15 protein-coding genes are annotated in these 18,148 nt (G+C 73.7%); 9 read left to right on the top strand and 6 right to left on the bottom strand.

Going from position 1 to position 18,148, the window contains the following annotated elements:
• Positions 1 to 154: 154 nt before the first annotated feature.
• Together ACH4T9_RS02510 and ACH4T9_RS02505 are read right to left on the bottom strand one after the other, a co-directional pair.
• The gene (locus tag ACH4T9_RS02510) at positions 155 to 1,564 is read right to left on the bottom strand and encodes an amidase (RefSeq protein WP_396669426.1); all 1,410 of its coding nucleotides are present in this window, start codon (positions 1,562 to 1,564) and stop codon (positions 155 to 157) included.
• Between the two features lie 16 nt (positions 1,565 to 1,580).
• Positions 1,581 to 2,723, bottom strand: coding sequence for a cystathionine gamma-synthase (locus tag ACH4T9_RS02505; protein WP_396669425.1), 1,143 nt, complete (start codon positions 2,721 to 2,723; stop codon positions 1,581 to 1,583).
• A 115-nt stretch (positions 2,724 to 2,838) separates the two neighbouring features.
• Between ACH4T9_RS02505 and ACH4T9_RS02500 the strand changes: the two genes are divergently transcribed.
• Together ACH4T9_RS02500 and msrA are read left to right on the top strand one after the other, a co-directional pair.
• Positions 2,839 to 3,249, top strand: a complete 411-nt coding sequence (locus ACH4T9_RS02500; RefSeq protein ID WP_396669424.1) for an HIT family protein — start codon at positions 2,839 to 2,841, stop codon at positions 3,247 to 3,249.
• Positions 3,250 to 3,410: 161 nt separating this feature from the next.
• Complete coding sequence (gene msrA, locus ACH4T9_RS02495; RefSeq protein WP_396669423.1) at positions 3,411 to 4,070, top strand: peptide-methionine (S)-S-oxide reductase MsrA; 660 nt, start codon at positions 3,411 to 3,413, stop codon at positions 4,068 to 4,070.
• A gap of 37 nt (positions 4,071 to 4,107) precedes the next feature.
• On the opposite strand, the gene ACH4T9_RS02490 is transcribed toward msrA, so the two are convergent.
• Positions 4,108 to 5,784, bottom strand: coding sequence for a PKD domain-containing protein (locus tag ACH4T9_RS02490; protein WP_396669422.1), 1,677 nt, complete (start codon positions 5,782 to 5,784; stop codon positions 4,108 to 4,110).
• Between the two features lie 302 nt (positions 5,785 to 6,086).
• Between ACH4T9_RS02490 and ACH4T9_RS02485 the strand changes: the two genes are divergently transcribed.
• From ACH4T9_RS02485 to ACH4T9_RS02465, 5 genes are all read left to right on the top strand, one after another.
• The gene (locus tag ACH4T9_RS02485) at positions 6,087 to 7,871 is read left to right on the top strand and encodes an N-acetylglutaminylglutamine amidotransferase (protein ID WP_396669421.1); all 1,785 of its coding nucleotides are present in this window, start codon (positions 6,087 to 6,089) and stop codon (positions 7,869 to 7,871) included.
• A gap of 2 nt (positions 7,872 to 7,873) precedes the next feature.
• The gene (ngg, locus tag ACH4T9_RS02480; RefSeq protein ID WP_396669420.1) at positions 7,874 to 9,709 is read left to right on the top strand and encodes an N-acetylglutaminylglutamine synthetase; all 1,836 of its coding nucleotides are present in this window, start codon (positions 7,874 to 7,876) and stop codon (positions 9,707 to 9,709) included.
• Positions 9,706 to 10,893 (top strand): osmoprotectant NAGGN system M42 family peptidase, encoded by a 1,188-nt coding sequence (locus ACH4T9_RS02475; RefSeq protein ID WP_396669419.1) that lies wholly within the window; start codon positions 9,706 to 9,708, stop codon positions 10,891 to 10,893. The genes ngg and ACH4T9_RS02475 overlap by 4 nt, the downstream gene beginning before the upstream one ends.
• A gap of 375 nt (positions 10,894 to 11,268) precedes the next feature.
• A complete protein-coding gene (locus tag ACH4T9_RS02470) occupies positions 11,269 to 12,198 on the top strand; it encodes a ribonuclease Z (RefSeq protein WP_396669418.1) in 930 nt (309 codons plus the stop codon).
• A complete protein-coding gene (locus ACH4T9_RS02465; protein WP_396669417.1) occupies positions 12,195 to 12,713 on the top strand; it encodes a GNAT family N-acetyltransferase in 519 nt (172 codons plus the stop codon). The genes ACH4T9_RS02470 and ACH4T9_RS02465 overlap by 4 nt, the downstream gene beginning before the upstream one ends.
• 259 nt (positions 12,714 to 12,972) lie before the next feature.
• On the opposite strand, the gene ACH4T9_RS02460 is transcribed toward ACH4T9_RS02465, so the two are convergent.
• The 3 genes from ACH4T9_RS02460 to ACH4T9_RS02450 all read right to left on the bottom strand — a co-directional run bounded on the left by ACH4T9_RS02460 (position 12,973) and on the right by ACH4T9_RS02450 (position 16,042).
• Positions 12,973 to 14,022, bottom strand: a complete 1,050-nt coding sequence (locus ACH4T9_RS02460; protein WP_396669416.1) for a hypothetical protein — start codon at positions 14,020 to 14,022, stop codon at positions 12,973 to 12,975.
• Positions 14,023 to 14,239: 217 nt separating this feature from the next.
• Positions 14,240 to 15,610, bottom strand: coding sequence for a cystathionine beta-synthase (locus ACH4T9_RS02455; protein WP_396669415.1), 1,371 nt, complete (start codon positions 15,608 to 15,610; stop codon positions 14,240 to 14,242).
• Between the two features lie 75 nt (positions 15,611 to 15,685).
• Entirely contained in the window at positions 15,686 to 16,042 is a 357-nt protein-coding gene (locus tag ACH4T9_RS02450) for a YkvA family protein (protein WP_161687133.1), read from the bottom strand.
• A gap of 130 nt (positions 16,043 to 16,172) precedes the next feature.
• On the opposite strand from ACH4T9_RS02450, the gene ACH4T9_RS02445 reads away from it, so the two are divergent.
• Both ACH4T9_RS02445 and ACH4T9_RS02440 read left to right on the top strand, forming a co-directional pair.
• Positions 16,173 to 17,225 (top strand): SGNH/GDSL hydrolase family protein, encoded by a 1,053-nt coding sequence (locus ACH4T9_RS02445; RefSeq protein ID WP_396669414.1) that lies wholly within the window; start codon positions 16,173 to 16,175, stop codon positions 17,223 to 17,225.
• Positions 17,222 to 18,052: an SGNH/GDSL hydrolase family protein gene (locus ACH4T9_RS02440; protein WP_396669413.1), complete on the top strand. Its 831-nt coding sequence runs from the start codon at positions 17,222 to 17,224 to the stop codon at positions 18,050 to 18,052. The genes ACH4T9_RS02445 and ACH4T9_RS02440 overlap by 4 nt, the downstream gene beginning before the upstream one ends.
• Positions 18,053 to 18,148: the final 96 nt, after the last annotated feature.

Raw genomic sequence — 18,148 nt, 5'->3', positions numbered from 1 at the left:
CGAATGCCCCTCCACCCACCCCCTGCGCCGGACGGCTCGCAAATTCACGGAATGAGTGGCTATTCAACGGGGAATAGCCACTCATTCCGTGAATTTGCCTAGCCGCCGGCGGGTGGCGGGTGGCGGGCGGAGCGCGGCGGGTGGCGGGCGGCGGTCATGGGGTGGACGGGGAGACCGTTCCGACCCGGGGGTAGCCGGGGGCGTGTCGGGTCCAGGGCGCCTGGAGCTCGAACTGGCCGGCGACGCCGAGCAGCAGCAGCTCCGAGCCGGGCGGGCCGACGAGCTGCACCGCCACCGGCAGCCCGTCGGGGCGGCGGCCCACCGGCACCACGATCGCGGGCAGCCCGGCGATGTTCCACGGGGCGGCGTACGGGGCGTACCAGATGCTGGCCTTCATGTTCGCGCTCCAGGACCGGCCGGACCAGCCGGTGGCCTCCGGCGGCGGGCCGGCCAGCGCCGGGGTGAGCAGCAGGTCGACCGAGTGGTCGGCGAAGAAGCCGACCGAGCGCTCGCGCCAGGCGATCCGGTCGGCCTCCCGGACGTACCCCCGGCGGTGCGCCCACTCCCCCAGCGCGACGTGCCGGCGGTTGCGCCGTTGGAGGTCGCGCCGGTCGAGGCCGGCGGCCCGCACGTCGGCGGCGGCCGCCGCGAACCAGGTGGCGATGCCCTGGAGACCGAGTCGGGTCGGGTAGACCGGGTCGGCGGGCACGGTGTCGTGGCCGGCGGCGGCGAGCAGCCGGCCGGCGGCGGCCACCGCGTCCCGGTTGGGCGCGTCCGGCGAGATGCCGCGCACCGGGGACCGCAGCGAGACGCCGACCCGCAGCCGATGCGGCGGGACCAGCTTCGCCTGCGGCCGGCCGGCGAGCACCTGGAAGCCGACGGCCGCGTCGGCGACCGTGGAGGTCAGCATGCCGTGCTCGGTCAGGCCGAACCAGTCGTCGGCGCCGAGCTGGCAGGGCACCACGCCCCGGCCGGGCTTCAGCCCGACCAAACCGCAGCAGGCCGCCGGGATGCGGATCGAGCCGAGGCCGTCGTTGCCGTGCGCCATGGGCACCAGCCCGGCGGCGACCGCGGCGGCGGCCCCGCCGGAGGAGCCACCCGGGGTGCGCCCGGAGTCCCACGGGTTGCGGGTCACCGCGCTGCCGTCGTCGGTGAGCGCCCAGAGGCCGAGCTCCGGCATCCGGGTCACCCCGAGAATCACCGCGCCCGCGCCGCGCAGCCGCCGGACCACCTCGTGGTCGGCCTCCGCCACCGCGCTGCGCACGGCGGCCGAGCCGTTCCAGGTGGGCAGGCCCGCGACCGGGGTGTTCTCCTTGACCGCGACCGGCACCCCGGCCAGCGGCAGGTTCGCCAGTTCCTCCTGCTCGTCGACCTTCTCCGCCTCGGTGATCGCCTCCCCGCCGCGCACCGTGCGGAACGCGGCGAGGTCGGCGTCGACCCGGGCGATGTGGTCGAGGTGGTCGGCCACGACCTGGGTGGCGGAGACGTCACCCCGCCGTACGCCGCGGGCGATCTGCTTCGCGGTCGCACCCACCCAGGTCGGCATGATGTCCTGCACGGCCACCCTCCCCAGCCAGCGGTCAGCCCAGCGCCTGCTCCAAGTCGGCGAGCAGGTCGTCGACCGTCTCGATGCCGACAGACAGTCGCACGAGATCGCCGGGAACTTCAAGCGGCGAGCCGGCAGCACTTGCGTGTGTCATCCGACCCGGGTGCTCGATCAGGGATTCCACCCCGCCGAGAGACTCGGCGAGCACGAACAACTTTGCCTGGTTGCAGATCTCCACGGCGTGCTCCTCGCCGCCGGCGGCGAGGAAGGAGATCATGCCGCCGAACCGGCGCATCTGCTTGGCGGCCACCTCGTGCCCGGGGTGCGACGGCAGGCCCGGGTAGATGACCTGACCAACCTTGGCGTGCCCGTCCAGGTATGCGGCGATCCGCTCGGCGTTGTCGCAGTGCCGGTCCATCCGTACGCCCAGGGTCTTGATGCCGCGCAGGGTCAGCCAGGCGTCGAACGGGCCGTTGACCGCGCCCATCGCGTTCTGGTGGAAGCGCAGTTCCTCGCCCAGGCCACGGTCGGCCGCCACCAGCGCACCGCCGACGACGTCCGAGTGCCCGCCCACGTACTTGGTGGTGGAGTGCACCACCACGTCCGCGCCGAGCGCGATCGGCTGCTGCAGGTACGGCGACGCGAAGGTGTTGTCCACCACCAGCAGCGCCCCGGCGTCGTGGGCGACGGCGGCCAGCGCGGCGATGTCGGCGATGCCGAGCAGCGGGTTGGTCGGCGTCTCGATCCAGACGATCTTCGTGGTGCCGGGCCGGATCGCGGCCCGCACGGCATCGACGTCGGAGACCTTAGCCGGGGTGTACGCCAGCCCCCACCGCTCGGACACCTTCGCGAACAGCCGGTACGTGCCGCCGTACGCGTCGTCCGGGATCACCACGTGGTCGCCCGGCTGGCAGGCGGCGCGCAGCAGGGTGTCCTCGGCGGCCAGGCCACTGGCGAAGGCGAGCCCGACGGGGCCGCCCTCCAGCGCGGCGAGGCACTCCTGGAGCGCATCCCTGGTGGGGTTGCCGGAGCGGCTGTACTCGTAGCCCTGCCGGGGCGCGCCGACGGCGTCCTGGGCGTAGGTGCTGGTCTGGTAGATCGGTGGGATCACCGCGCCGGTGCGGGCCTCGGGGTCCTGTCCGGCATGGATGGCGAGCGTGTCGAAGCCGTGACTCATGCCCGAGACGTTAGTCGGTGGGGCGGCAGGAACCCCGGTCAACACCTCCAGCAGAGAGAGACCTCCGCACGACCGGCGCGGCGTCGGCCTTTGCCAGTGGGGTTAGCCTGGCCGGATGGGCGGGTGCGTGTTCTGCGGGATCGTGGCGGGCGACGTGCCGGCGTTCCGGGTGGTCGACGCCCCGGACGGGGTCGCCTTCCTCGACACCCGGCCGGTGTTCCGGGGGCACGTGCTGGTGGTGCCGCGCACCCACCTGGTCGCCCTGGCCGACCTGCCGGCGGACGCGCTGGCCGGCTACTTCGGGCTGGTCCAGCGGCTCGCCGTGGGGGTGGAGTCCGGTCTGGGGGCCGGCGGCACGTTCGTGGCCATGAACAACCGGGTGTCCCAGTCCGTACCGCACCTGCACACCCACGTCGTGCCGAGGACGAAGGGCGACGGCCTGCGCGGCTTCTTCTGGCCCCGCACCCGTTACGCCGACGACGCCGAAGCCGAGTCCTACGCCGCCCGCATCACGGCAGCCCTCTGACCCAATCCCTCGGCCCGCCCTACGAGAGTAGCGACGCCAACGGCTGCAGCCCTCCTCGCCTCCGCTCCGATGCGGGATCTCGCCTGGGTGCGGGTGAAGTGGGTAAGGAAGGCGGGCCCGGCGGTGTTGCACGCGGGGAGAGGTACGAGAGGAGTTCCATCGTGTTCCTGCGCCATACGAAGCCCGAGCTGCCCACCCCCGACCAGGCCCTGCCGGGGCGCCTCATCGCGATGCCGATCGCGGATCGGCACGAGGTGCTGGGCACCCCACTCAAGGGCCCCTTCCCGGCGGGCTCGCGGGTGGCCGTGTTCGCCATGGGCTGTTTCTGGGGTGCCGAGCGGCTGTTCTGGACGCTGCCGGGCGTGCTCACCACGTCCGCCGGCTACGCGGGCGGCACCACGCCGAACCCGACGTACGAGGAGGTGTGCTCGGGCCGGACCGGGCACGCCGAGGTGGTTCAGGTGGTCTACGACCCCACGGTGATCAGCTACGAGGACCTGCTCAAGGTCTTCTGGGAGAACCACGACCCGACCCAGGGCATGCGCCAGGGCAACGACGTGGGCACCCAGTACCGGTCGGCGATCTACGTCACCGGCGACGACCAGCTCGCCACCGCCCAGGCGTCCCGGGACGCGTTCGCGCCGATCGTGGCGCGTGCCGGCAAGGGCGAGATCACCACGGAGATCGACCGGCTCGGCGACTATTTCTTCGCCGAGGACCATCACCAGCAGTACCTCGCCCCGACGAAGAACCCGAACGGGTACTGCAACCACGGGCCGAACGGGCTGAGCTGCCCGGTCGGCGTGGCCCGCACCGCCTGACCGGCGGCTTGACGCCGGCCGGCGGTTCCGGCCGGCGTCAGCCCGCCCGGAGGACGACGGTCCAGGTGGTCGTCGTGGTGCTGGCCGCCGCGCCCGTCGCGCTCAGGCCGCCGTACGCGCCGGTCGGGACCGAGGCCCCGGAGTCGGCGAGCAGCCCGGTGACCCGGCCGCCGCCGGTCTGCGAGCTGTTGCCGCGCACCTGGACGCCGGGCGGGGCGGTCAGCGCCGTGGACGTGGAGTCGCCGTGCAGCCAGTACGACACGGCCCAGCCCCGCTCGGCGGTGACCGGGGCGGTAGGGGTGATCCGGACGGCGGAGCTGGCCGGGTCGGTGGCCCGGGCGTGTCCGGCGACCGGGCCGGTCGGGTCGGTCCCCCGGTACGCGGCGAGCACCAGGTTGCCCTTCGACTGCGAGCCGAGGGTGACCCGTACGGTCGACCCCGCGTCACCGTCGCCGGCGACCTTCCACCAGGCCGTGGTGGTGGCGTAGCCGCCGTCGAGGCGGTCCAGCCGGGTCCAGCCGGTCACCCCGGTCGGCTCGCCGGTGGTGGCGTGGGTGTTCTGGCTCAGGAACAGCAGCAGCGCGTCGCCCGCCTGGACACCGGGGGGCACCGCGACGGAGTGGTTCGTGACGTTCGCGTTGGCGGTGGCCTGCCCGACGTACGAGATCAGCTCCGGCAGCGGCGCGACCGTGACGTCCAGCGTGGCGGTGCCGGTGGCGCCCCGGTCGTCGGTGACGGTGAGCGTGACCGGGTAGGTGCCCGCCTCGGCGTACGTGTGGGTGGTGCTCGGAACGCTGTCCGTGTCGGCGGTCGAACCGTCGCCGAAGGCCCAGGCGTGGTCCTGGACCGCCCCGTCGCCGTCGGTGGAGCCGGCCGCCGAGAACGTGCACGCCAGCCCGGCGCAGGACGGCGCGAGGTGGGCCGTGGGCGGGGTGTTGGCCGCGCCGCCGGGGCCCTTGAGGAGCCTGATCCAGTCGATGTCGCCGGCGAAGTAGTCGCAGGTGACGTCCACCCCGTCGCAGGCGCTCTTGCCACCGACGGAGAGCTGCCAGTTGTTGGCGATCGTCCCGGTGGGGCCGGTGAGCCGGCTGGTGCGCACGCCGTCGACGTACATCTCGACGTACGTCGAGGTGCGGTTGCAGGTCACCGTGTGCCACTGCCCGTCGGCGATGGACGTGCCCGTGTAGCCGGTGCGCGTCGCGCCGTCGCCGCCGCGGAACATGCACCGGGGCTTGCCGGCGGGCGCCTCGAACTTCCAGTAGCCGCCGGCCGTGTTGCCCTGCCCCTTCTGCAGGATGTTGCCGAAGGAGCGCGTGGTGCGGTACCGGATGGTGAACGAGAAGTCCCCGGCCTCGGGGTTGAACTCGTTGCTCGCCGGCACCAGGTCGACGTGTCCCGGCACGTACTCGTGGTCGGCGGGGTTGTGGTACGCGAACCGGTGGGCGGTCGCGCCCGCGTAGCGCACCCCGGCGGCCACCTCGGTCCCGACGGTCCCGTGCCGGCCGTTGCCGCTGCTGTCGGCGAGGACCGTGGCGCCCGCCGGCTCGTCCATGCTCCAGAAGGCCACCGTCCGGGTGGCGACCGCCTGCGCCGGGGACGCCCCGACCAGCACCCCGGCGGCGGCCAGCGTGGTGGCCACGGCGAGCCGGCCGACCGTCCGGACAACCCGTCGTCGCGTCGTCGCGCGCATCAGCATCGCCTCCTCGTGGCTCACCGGCGAGCGTGGCACGGGAACGAACTCGACTCCATGCCCCGTCGGGGTGGAAACCCGGCACCCGGTGCTGGTGGGGCGGGACCGATCGGCGGATACGGGCGACGGGCGGCGGGTGGCGTTCCACCGGTGCGGCGTTTGTCACAACCGGTCGGCCGGGCGAACCGGGCAGGCGGCCGGGCCGGGCGCGAATGCCCGGGCGGGAGCCGCCCCGGGTGCGGCGGCGCGCATCTTAGCAAGCACGTAACGACGACGGCATCATCTCAACAGGCGAACCGCGCTCACCTCTGGCAGCATTGTCTGCCATGTGCGGACTGGCTGGGGAATTTCGCCGCGACGGCTCGCGGGCCGATGTCGCGGCGGTGGAGCGCATGGCGGCCACGATGAGCGACCGGGGCCCCGACGACAGCGGGGTGTGGTCCCAGGGGCCGACCGCCCTCGGCCACCGCCGCCTGAAGATCATCGACCTGTCGGCCGCCAGCGGGCAGCCGCTGGTCGACCCGGCGTCCGGGCTGACCGGGGTCTTCAACGGCTGCATCTACAACTACCGTGAACTGCGCGAGGAACTCCAGGCCAAGGGCCACCGGTTCTTCTCCTCCGGCGACAGTGAGGTGGTCGTCAAGGCGTACGCCGAGTGGGGGCTCGACTTCGTCGACCACCTGGTCGGCATGTTCGCCGTGGCGATCAGCGAGCGGGACAGCGGCCGGCTGGTGCTGGCCCGGGACCGGCTCGGCATCAAACCGCTCTACCTGGCCGAGGCCCCGGGCGTGGTGCGCTTCGCCAGCACCCTGCCGGCCCTGCTGGCCGGCGGCGGCGTGGACACCACGATCGACCCGGTGGCGCTCGCCCACTACCTGAGCTTCCACAGCATCGTGCCGCCGCCGCGCACGATCCTGCGCGGGGTGGTCAAGCTGCCCCCGGCCACCGTCCGGGTGTACGAGGCGGACGGCACCAGCCGCGAGCGGGTCTACTGGGATCCGTCGTTCACCCGGCACGAGGAGCGGGCCGGGTGGTCCGCCCGCGACTGGGAGGACGCCCTGCTGGAGTCGCTGACCACGGCGGTGCGCCGCCGGATGGTCGCCGACGTCCCGGTCGGCGTGCTGCTCTCCGGCGGGCTGGACTCCAGCCTGGTGGTGGCCCTGCTGGCCGGCGAGGGCCAGCGCGGCCTGTCCACGTTCTCCATCGGCTTCGACGCCGTCGGCGGGCGGGAGGGCGACGAGTTCGTCTTCTCCGACCTGGTGGCGAAGACGTTCGGCACCGACCACCACCAGATCCGGGTGGCCGCCCGCGACCTGCTGCCGCCCCTGGAGGCGGCCGTGGCGGCCATGAGCGAGCCGATGGTCAGCCACGACTGCGTGGCGTTCTACCTGCTCAGCCAGGAGGTGTCGAAGCACGTCAAGGTGGTCCAGTCCGGCCAGGGCGCGGACGAGATCCTCGGCGGCTACCACTGGTACCCGCCGCTGGCCGGGGTCGACCGGGAGCGGGCCGTCGAGACGTACGCGAAGGCGTTCTTCGACCGGGACGCGGCCGGGCTGGCCCGGGTCCTCGACCCGGCGTGGCTGGCCGACGGCGACCCGGCGCGGGAGTTCGTGGCCGCCCACCTGGCCCGGCCGGGCGCGCAGACGGCGGTCGACGCCGGCCTGCGGATCGACACCCAGGTCATGCTGACCGACGACCCGGTGAAGCGGGTCGACAACATGACCATGGCGCACGGGCTGGAGGCCCGGGTGCCGTTCCTCGACCACGAGTTCGTGGAGCTGGCCGCGAGCTGCCCGCCGGAGCTGAAGCTGGCCCAGGGCGGCAAGGGCGTGCTGAAGGAGATCGGCCGCCGAGTCCTGCCGTACGAGGTCATCGACCGGCCGAAGGGCTACTTCCCCGTGCCGGGCCTCACCCACCTGGAGGGCAAGCTCCTCGACCGGGTACGCGACGCGCTGCACGCGCCGCAGGCCCGCCGCCGCAACCTGTTCCGCACCGAGTACGTCGACGCGCTGTTGTCCGACCCGAACGCCGAACTGACCCCGTTGAACGGAAACAAGCTGTGGCAACTGGGACTCCTGGAAATGTGGCTCCAGAGCCACGGAATCGACTGACGGTGAGCGACACACTGGCGACCGGGGCGACACCCACCGACCGGGAACGGGTGCTCGGCCGGCGACGCGAGCGGGTCGGGCCGGGCGGGGACCCCGTGGCTCCCGCCCCGGCCGAGGCGGAACAGCCCACCGGGGGCGACGGCGTGGTGCTCGACTGCGGCTGGGGCCGGCTGGTCTTCGGCCAGACCTTCGCCGACCAGGCCGCCGTGGCCGCGGTGCTGCGCTCGGAGGCCGCCGGCGCCCGGGACATCTGCATCTACCTGCGCGACCCGCACGTGCTGGTGTCCCGGCTGCCCGACGAGCTGTTCATCGACCCGTCGCTGACGTACCGGCTGCGGCTGCCCGCCGGCCCGGCCGGCAACCCGGCCACCGGCGAGGCAGACGTCCTGCCCGGGCTGCGGATCCGGACCCTGCGCGACGCCGACGACGCGGACGCGGTGAACCGGATCTACGCCCGCAACGGCATGGTCACCGCCCCGGTCGACGTGCTGGTCGACAACGCCCGCACCGACCGGTTCCTGCACCTGGTGGCCGAGGACGCCACCGGGGACGTGGTCGGCACGATCACCGGCGTGGACCACGTCGCGGTCTTCGCCGACCCGGACAACGGCGCCAGCCTGTGGTGCCTCACCGTGGACTTCAACACCGCCCCGCCCGGCACCGGCCAGGCTCTGCTCACCGAGCTGGCCACCCGGCTCAGCGAGCGCGGCCGGGCGTTCGTCGACCTGTCGGTGCTGGCCGAGAACACCGGGGCGATCCGGTTGTACGAGCGGCTCGGCTTCTACCGCACCGCCACGCTCTGCGTGAAGCGGAAGAACCCGATCAACGCGCCGCTCTTCCTGCCCTCGACGCCGGAGGGGTACGACCGACTCAACCCGTACGCGAGGATCGTCGCCGACGAGGCGATGCGCCGGGGCATCCGGGTGGAGGTCACCGACCCCGAGTGGGGCGAGCTGCGGCTGAGCAGCGGCGGCCGGACGATCGTCACCCGCGAGTCGCTGTCGGAGCTGACCTCGGCGGTGGCGATGAGTCGGTGCGACGACAAGCGGGTCACCCGGCGGATCCTCACCGAGGCGGGCCTGTCCGTGCCGCATGGCCGGACCGCGAACGGGGACGACGCCGACGCCGCGTTCCTGGCCGAGGTGGGCCGGGTGGTGGTGAAGCCGGCGCGCGGCGAGCAGGGCAACGGCATCACCGTCGGGGTGCGCACCCCGGAGGCCCTGGCCACCGCCGTCTCGCTGGCCCGGGGCTTCTGCCCGGACGTGCTCATCGAGGAGATGCGCGACGGCGAGGACCTGCGGGTGATCGTCATCGACCACGAGGTGGTCGCCGCGGCCGTCCGCCGGCCCGCGCAGGTGACCGGCGACGGGGTGCACGACATCGCCGAGCTGATCGAGCGGCAGAGCCGCCGTCGGGCCGCCGCCACCGGGGGTGAGTCCCGCATCCCGGTGGACGACATGACCCGGGACGTGGTCGCCGAGGCCGGGTACGAGCTGCGCGACGTGCTGTCCGAGGGCACGGTGCTGACCGTCCGCCGGACCGCGAACCTGCACACCGGTGGCACGATCCACGATGTCACCGGCGAGCTGCACCCGGAGATCGCCGAGGCGTGCGTGGCGGCCAGCCGGGCGCTGGACATCCCGGTCACGGGGGTTGACCTGCTGGTTCCCGCCCCTGACCGGCCGGAGCACGTGTTCATCGAGGCGAACGAGCGGCCCGGCCTGGCCAACCACGAGCCGCAACCGACCGCCGAGCGCTTCGTCGACCTGCTCTTCCCCGGCACGCGGGCACCGCAACGCCTCTGGTCACCGGCGGGTGCGGCAAGCTCTCAGGCATGACCGCACGCAAGCCCGTCCCACTGATGATCGACCTGGACTACCTCCGCCAGGTGCTGCTGGAGCTGCTGGAGATCCCGAGCCCGTCCGGGCGCACCGACCACGTACAGCAGTACGTCGGCGAGCGCCTCTCCGCGTTCGGGATCTCCTCCACACTGACCCGACGCGGCGCGCTGAGCGCCTGCCTGCCGGGCCCCCGGCAGACCGGCGCGGACCGGGCGATCGTGGTGCACACCGACACCATCGGCGGCATGGTGAAGCGGCTCAAGGAGAACGGCCGGCTGGAGCTGATGCAGATCGGCACGCACAGCGCCCGGTTCGCCGAGGGCGCACACGTGCGGATCTTCACCGACGACCTGGACCGGGTGGTCACCGGCCAGGTGCTGCCACTCAAGGCCAGCGGGCACCGCTACAACGAGGCCGTCGACCTCCAGGGGGTCGGCTGGGAGCAGGTCGAGGTCCGGGTCGACGAGCCGGTGACCGACGAGGCCGGGCTGCGCGCCCTCGGCATCGACGCCGGGGACTTCGTGGCGTTCCTGCCCAACCCGACGGTCACCCCCAGCGGGTACGTCAAGTCCCGGCACCTGGACGACAAGGCCGGGGTGGCGGCGGTGCTCACCGCGTTCAAGGCGATGATCGACGCGGGTGTGACCCCGGCGGTGACCGCGCACCTGCTGGTCACGGTCACCGAGGAGATCGGGCACGGGGCCAGCCACGGCCTGGACCCGGACGTCGCGGAGATCGTCTCCGTGGACGCCGCGGTGGTCGCCCCCGGGCAGCAGTCCCGGGAGAACGCGGCAACCCTGGCGATGGGCGACGGCGTCGGCCCGTTCGACTACCACCTCACCCGCAACCTGGCGGCGATCGCCCGCGAGCACGGGGTGGACCTGGTCCGGGACGTCTTCGAGTACTACCGCTCGGACGTGGCGGCGGCGGTCGAGGCGGGCGCGCACGCCCGGGTGGCGCTGCTCGGCTTCGGGGTGGACGCCACCCACGGCCACGAACGCACCCACCTCGACGGGCTGAGCCACCTGACCCAACTGCTCTGCCTCTACCTCCAGAGCGACCTGGTCTTCCCCGAGTGGGACGCCGAGCCGGAGGGTGACCTGGCCGACTTCCCGTCGCTGGCGGTGCAGCCGGCCAGCGAGGAGGGCCCACGGGAGGGCCCGATCGGGATCAGCGACTGAGCCGGGCCGGGGCCGCCGCGGCCCGGCCCGCGCTTGTTCCCGCCGGCCTGTGAATCAAATCCGTTGCCGCCGCCCCGGGGAAGTGGGTAGCGTGGCCGTACACGTGAAGGGAGGTGGTCCAAAGTTGTATAGCAATCGGACTCGTGAGGTGGCTGTCCGCTAGCCGCTGTCCTCGACAGTGAGAACCCTGTCCGCCGCGAGGCGGGCATGCACCATCGTCGAGACCGTGTGGCAGCGGTGCGGCGAAACCACGACAGCCACCCGACCCCCGGGGTGCCGGCCCAGTCCAGCCGGCCCGTGCGCGAGCACGGACGCCCCGGGGGTCGCTCCATGTCCGGCCCAGCCGGACCGGGCAGCCCAGCCGGGGAGGCATCCTTGTCCATGCGTGAGCTGGTGGTGCTCGGGACGGCCAGTCAGGCACCGACCCGGGCACGCAACCACAACGGGTACGTGCTGCGCTGGGACGACGAGGTGATCCTTTTCGACCCGGGCGAGGGCAGCCAGCGGCAGCTCCTGCACACCGGCGTCACCGCCACCGACCTGACCCGGATCTGCGTCACCCACTTCCACGGCGACCACTGCCTCGGCCTGCCCGGCACCATCCAGCGGCTCTCCCTGGACCGGGTGCCCCGCCCGGTGGCGGTGCACTTCCCGGCCGGCGGCGCCGAGTACTTCGCCCGGCTGCGGCACGCGTCGAGCTTCCACGAGACCGCCGAGCTGGTCGTCGAGCCGGTCACCGCCGACGGGCAGCGGTTCGCCCTGCGCGCCGGCACGCTGGAGGCCCGTCGGCTGCGGCACCCGATCGAGACGTACGGCTACCGGCTGGTCGAGCCGGACGGCTGCCGGATGCTGCCGGAGCGGCTGGCCGCGTACGGCATCGCCGGGCCGGCCGTCGGGGAACTGCTCCGCGTCGGCCACCTGGACGTCGGCGGTCGCCGCGTGACCCGGGACGAGGTGAGCGTGACCCGGCCGGGGCAGCGGTTCGCCTTCGTGATGGACACCGGGCTCTGCGACGGGGTGTACGCCCTCGCCGAGCACGCCGACCTGCTGGTCATCGAGTCGACGTTCCTGGAGTCCGAGGCCGCGCTCGCCGCCGAGGTCGGGCACCTCACGGCCGGCCAGGCCGCCCGGGTGGCGGCCGAGTCGGGGGTACGCACGCTGGTGCTCACCCACTTCTCCCAGCGGTACGGCGACGCCCGGCGCTTCGCCGACGAGGCCCGGCAGCACTTCGCCGGTGACCTGGTGGTCGCCGAGGACCTGATGACCGTGCCGGTGCCGCCCCGGCGGGTAGCCTCGGGCGGGTGACGATCACCCTGCGCCACGCGACCGTCGACGACCTGCGCCCGGTGGGGGCGCTGCACCAGCGGTCCCGGGTGGCGGCGTACTCATCGTTCCTGCCGGCGGAGGCGCTGGCCGACCCGACGCCGGAGGCGATGGGGGCGTACTGGGCCGAGCGGTGGACGTGGGAGCGGGACGACCACCTGATGACCGTGGCCGAGCGGGACGGCCGGCTGGTCGGGTTCAGCTACCTCGGCCCGGACGACCGGGACGACCCGGCGACCGGCCTGCTCAACGCCATCCACCTCGACCCCGCCGAGCAGGGCCGGGGCACCGGCCGAGCGTTGATGGCCGACGCGCTGGCCACCATGCGCGGCCGGGGCCGGCACCGGGCGGTGCTGTGGGTGCTGGAGCCCAACGCCCACGCCCGCCGATTCTACGAGCGTGGCGGCTGGCGGCCCACCGGTGAGCGCCGCGAGGAGCACGTCGGCACCGCCCGCGCCCCCCAGCTCCGCTACGCCCGCGAGCTGTTGTCCCAGTGAGCCCCGAACGAAGATGACCCCCAGCTTCACGCCGGGGGGCATCTCCGACCCCCTCCGGAGCGCCGCGCGCGCCAACCGTCGACCCAGGGCCGAGCCGCTCACCCTGAATCGCGATTCTTGGACACTTCTTGTTCACCCTGAACGACAACAGTCCAAGGTCCAGGCGCGGTGCCGTTGACGGTCGAGACGCAGCGACGACCGGGCTTCGCGCCGCGCCGCTCGCCGCTTTACGAACCACATGGAGACACCCCGGGCTGGGTCAGACGCCGTCCCGGTCCGAGTCCGCCGAGAAGTTGATCACCCCGAGGTAGCCGTCGCCGTCCTCGACGACCTTCATCAGCATGCTGTCAGCGTAGATGTTGTCCTTGTCGTTGAAGGTGTCCCGCCCGGTGTGCGCGGCGTACGGCGCTGCGGCGAAGACCTTCGTGTTGAGCGCCTCGTCGAACATCACCTGGGTGGTGAGCACCCGGCTGTTGTTCACGTGCACCATGGCGTGGATGTGCACGGTGCGGCCCCGGTACCAGCCCGGCCAGACGGTGACGAACTCGACGATCCCGTCGGCGTTGGTGACCTGCGCCCCGCGCAGGTACCGCTTGTCGTCGGTCGGGGTGAGGTCGGCCGCCTGCCCCTCGGAGCCGCCACCCGGGGCTCCGCCACCGGGCGCACCGCTCGGCGGAGTCCCACCCGGCCCGCCGCCGGGCGCACCACTGGGCGGAGTCCCGCCGGGCGCACCGCTCGGCGGAGTCCCACCCGGCCCACCACCGGGCGCACCGCTGGGCGGAGTCCCACCGGGCGCACCGCTCGGCGGAGTCCCACCCGGCCCACCACCGGGCGCACCGCCGGGCGCACCGCTCGGCGGGGTCCCGCCGGGGGCACCACCGCCGCCGGTCGACTGGCCCTCCGCGCCCGAGTACAGCCCTGCCGCGTCGCAGTGCCAGATCTCCACGACGGCGTTCGGCAGCGGAGCGCACTTCTCGCTGTCCTGCACCCGGATGGCCACCTGCAGCCGGGTGCCCGGCCGGTCCTCCCGGATGTCGCGACGGATCTTGTCGGCGTCGAAGTAGTACGGGCCCTGGGTGGTGCTGGCGGTCAGCGTGCAGGTGTTCGCGTCTGCGAAGAGCGCGGCCAGGTCACCCGACGTGCCGGCGGTGGCCTGCGGCGTCACGGTCTCACCGGTCGACGTGGTGACCGTGCCGTCGTCCCGTCCGCAGGCGGCCAGCAGGCCGGCCAGCCCGATCGAGCCGACGCCGGCGATCAGCCGACGACGGCTGACCCGCTGCCCTTCGTGGTGGTCGAGGTCGTGACGCATGGGTCCTCCCGGGGTGGCTCGATGACGGATCAACCGATCCGGCACCGACGCTAGGCCGGGGGGTTGGGCGGGCCCTGTGCCGAACTTGTGCGCCTGCTGTGTAACGGGTCAGAGCCCCTTCCCGGTCGGGGAAGGGGCTCTGCGGCATGTCGCCGGATCAGGCCGAGCCTGGGCCCGGCAGGTCAGTGTGCGCGGTCAGGTCAGTGGGCGCGGTCGGTCAGTGGGCACCGAGGTGGGCGAGCAGGTCCTGCCGGGTCAGCACGCCCTTGGGCTTGCCGTCCACCAGCACCAGCGCCGCGTCGGACTTCTCCAGCAGCGCGACGGCCTCGCTCACCGGCTGGCCGCCGCCGATCATCGGCAGCGGGTCGGCCATGTGCCGCTCGATCGTGTCGTGCAGGTGCGCCTGACCGGTGAACAGGGCGTCGAGCAGGTCCCGCTCCGCGATCGAGCCGGCCACCTCGCCGGTCACCACGGGCGGCTCGGCCTTGAGCACCGGGAGCTGGGAGACGCCGTACTCGCGCATGTAGTCGATGGCGTCACGGACCGTCTCGGTCGGGTGCACGTGCACCAGCTCGGGCAGCCCGCCCGGCTTGCTGGCGAGGGCGTCGGCGACGGTGGGCTCGCTGCCCGAGTTGTCCAGGAAGCCGTACCGGGCCATCCAGGTGTCGTTGAAGATCTTCGACAGGTACCCCTTGCCGCTGTCCGGCAGCAGCACCACGACCACGTCGTCCGGGCCGGCGGCGCGGGCCACCTCCAGGGCGGCGACCACGGCCATCCCGCAGGAGCCGCCGACCAGCAGCCCCTCCTCGCGGGCCAGCCGCCGGGTCATCTCGAAGGACGCCTTGTCGGAGACCTCCACGATCTCGTCGGTGATGCTCCGGTCGTACGTCTCGGGCCAGAAGTCCTCGCCGACCCCCTCGACCAGGTACGGCCGGCCGGTGCCGCCGGAGTAGACCGAGCCCTCCGGGTCCGCGCCGACGATCCGCACCCGCCCGTCGGAGGCCTCCTTCAGGTACCGGCCGATGCCGGAGATGGTGCCGCCGGTGCCCACCCCGGCCACGAAGTGGGTCAGCCCGCCGCCGGTCTGCTTCCACAGCTCCGGGCCGGTGGTCTCGTAGTGCGAGCGCGGGTTGGCCGGGTTGCTGTACTGGTCGGGCTTCCACGCGCCGGGGATCTCCCGGGCCAGCCGGTCGGAGACGTTGTAGTAGGAGCGCGGGTCCTCCGGCGCGACGGCGGTCGGGCAGACCACCACCTCCGCGCCGTACGCCCGCAGCACGTCCTGCTTGTCCTGGCTGACCTTGTCCGGGCAGACGAACACGCACCGGTAGCCCTTGAGCTGGGCCACCAGGGCCAGCCCGACGCCGGTGTTGCCGCTGGTCGGCTCAACGATGGTGCCGCCCGGCCCCAGGATCCCGGCGGCCTCGGCGTCCTCGACCATCCGTAGCGCGATCCGGTCCTTCACCGAACCGCCCGGGTTGAGGTATTCCACCTTCGCGAGCACGGTCGCCCGGATGCCCTCGGTGACGTTGCGCAGCCGTACCAGCGGGGTGTTGCCGATCATCTCGACGACATTGTCGTAGTACTGCACCTCGTTGTGCCCTCCGTTACGGCGCCGGCGACGGCGGCCGGGCAGACGTTGATTCGACGCCCAGGGTACGTGCCGTCAGGGCGTCACATGCCCCGGGATGACCGAGCTGCGGCGGGTCTCCCACTCCAGGAACCGCTCGGTCTCCGCCAGCACGGCACCGGCCAGCCAGGTGACCATGACCGCGTCGTCGGCCAGCCCGAAGATCGCCAGCGGGATCTCCGGGAGCAGGTCGATCGGCGAGACGATGTACGCCGTCGCCGCGGTCATCAGGGCCAGCCGGAGGCCGCCGTCGTACTCGCCCCGGGTGGTGGCCCGGATCATCCGGGGCAACGCCCCCAGCCGGGCGCCCAGCGACGGGCCGCCCCTCGCCCCGGAGGACAGCGCCCTGGCCAACGCCGTGAACGCCGCGCCACGTTTCAGTGTCTTCCCCATCTCCACACCCCTCTCCGCCCGACATCGTGCGGTGTCGGTGCAAGGAATACCCGCAACCGTCGGATCCCAGGCATCGCAGAGGGCAGCACGACGACAGCGGTATGTCGTGCCGGCGCGATAATGTCGCTGTATGGGGGTCGCTGGTTCCGCCGTACCGGTCGGTCCGCGCTGGCGCCGTGCCCGGCGGGTCGCCCGCTTGGCGGCGCTCGGCACGGGCGCCACCGCCGCTGCCGCCGTCGCCACGGGCGGGGTGCTGATCGGCCAGGCCCGGCAGGCCCGGCGCACCATACCGATGGCCGAGGCGCCCCCGCCCCGCTGCGACGGCGTCTACGGCGCGAAGCTCCCCGGCCCGCCGCTGACCGTGGTGGTCCTCGGCGACTCCACCGCCGCCGGGTACGGGGTGCACCGCCGCCGGGAGACCCCCGGGTCGCTGCTGGCCACGGGGCTGTCCCGCCGCCTGCACCGCCCGGTGCGGCTGCACCGGTTCGCCGTGGTGGGCGCCATCTCGTCGGGGCTCAAGCCGCAGGTGGAGTCCGCGCTGGAGCACCAGCCGGACGTCGCGGTGATCCTGATCGGCGGCAACGACGTCACCAACCGTGCCCCGGCGAGCCTGGCCGTGCGCTACCTGTTCGACGCGGTCCACGCGCTGCGCGAGGGCGGGTGCGAGGTGGTGGTCGGCACCTGCCCCGACCTCGGGGCGATCCGGCCGATCCAGCCGCCGCTGCGCTGGCTGGCCCGGCGGTGGAGCCGGCAGCTCGCCGCCGCCCAGACGGTGGCGGTGGTCGAGGCGGGCGGGTGGACGGTCTCCCTCGCCGACCTGCTCGGTCCCCGGTTCGTCGCCGAGCCGACCCGGATGTTCGCCTGGGACCGGTTCCATCCCTCCGCCGAGGGGTATGCGATGGCCGCCGCCGCGCTGCTGCCGACCGTGCTCTCGGCGCTCGGCGCCGGGCAGGAGCGCCGCCCTGGCCTCGCGCGCGGGGAGGGCGTACGGTCGCTGCCTGAGGCCGCCCAGGAGGCGGCTCGGCACGCGGGCACAGAGGTCAGCGCCACCCAGGTCCACGGGCGCGACCGGGGGCCGGGCGGGCGATGGGCGCAGCTGCGTCGGCGGGCCTTCTTCGGCGTCGGCGCGGTGCCGCAACCCGGCCCGGCCGCCGACTCACCCACACTGGAGGGACGGCCATGACCGAGCACAGCGGTAGCCACGGCGCGGGGGACCGGGGTCTGGGCGCGGAACTCGCCCTCCGGCTGGGCCGGGCTGTGGCCCTGTCCCTGATCGCCGGGACGATCGGCGGCGCGGCCGTCCTCGCCGGCGAGGCGTTCGTCGCCCGCAACCGCCGGTATGCCCAGCCGGAGCTCGGGCTGGCCCTGCGTGCCACCGTGGGGCGGCCGGGCGCGCCGCCGCTGCGGCTGGTCCTGCTCGGCGACTCGTCCGCCCTCGGAGTCGGCGTGGGCCTGCTGGGCGACACCGTCGGCGGGCAGCTCGCCCACCTGCTCGCCGAGGGGCCGGCGGGCCGCCAGGTGCACCTGTCCAGCGTCGGGGTGTCCGGCTCCCGCTCCACCGACCTGGCCACCCAGGTGGCCCGGGCGCTGCTCGGCCCGCGCCCCGACGTGGCGGTGATCCTGATCGGCGCCAACGACGCCACCGCGCTGCGCCGGCCGGCTGAGGCCGGGGCGTACCTGGGGGCGGCCGTGCGGCGACTGCGCGAGGCGCACGTCGAGGTCGTCGTCGGCACCTGCCCCGACCTGGGGGCGGTCCACGCGATCGCCCCACCGCTGCGGCAGGTGGTCGGCTGGGCCGGCCGGCGGGTGGCCCGGGCACAGACCGTCGCCGTGCTCGACGCCGGGGGCACCGTGGTCGACCTGGGCACCGAGACCGGCCCGGTGTTCCGGGCCGACGCCGGCACCTTCTGCCACGACGGGTTCCACCCCTCCGCCGACGGGTACCGGATCTGGGCACACGCGCTGATCCCGGCGGTGGCCGCCGCAGCGAACGTCGCCTCCCGCCACTGACCGCCGGCCCCGGGCCCCGGCGGTACGGCCGGGCTCCAGCGGCACGGCCGGGCTCCGGGCTCCGGGCTCCGGGCTCCGGGCTCCGGGGTGACATTT

It is taken from the genome of Micromonospora sp. NPDC020750, assembly GCF_044334565.1.
Lineage (GTDB): Bacteria > Actinomycetota > Actinomycetes > Mycobacteriales > Micromonosporaceae > Micromonospora.
Note: the sequence above shows the minus strand (reverse complement) of the source record. Positions and strands in the feature narration are given on the sequence as shown.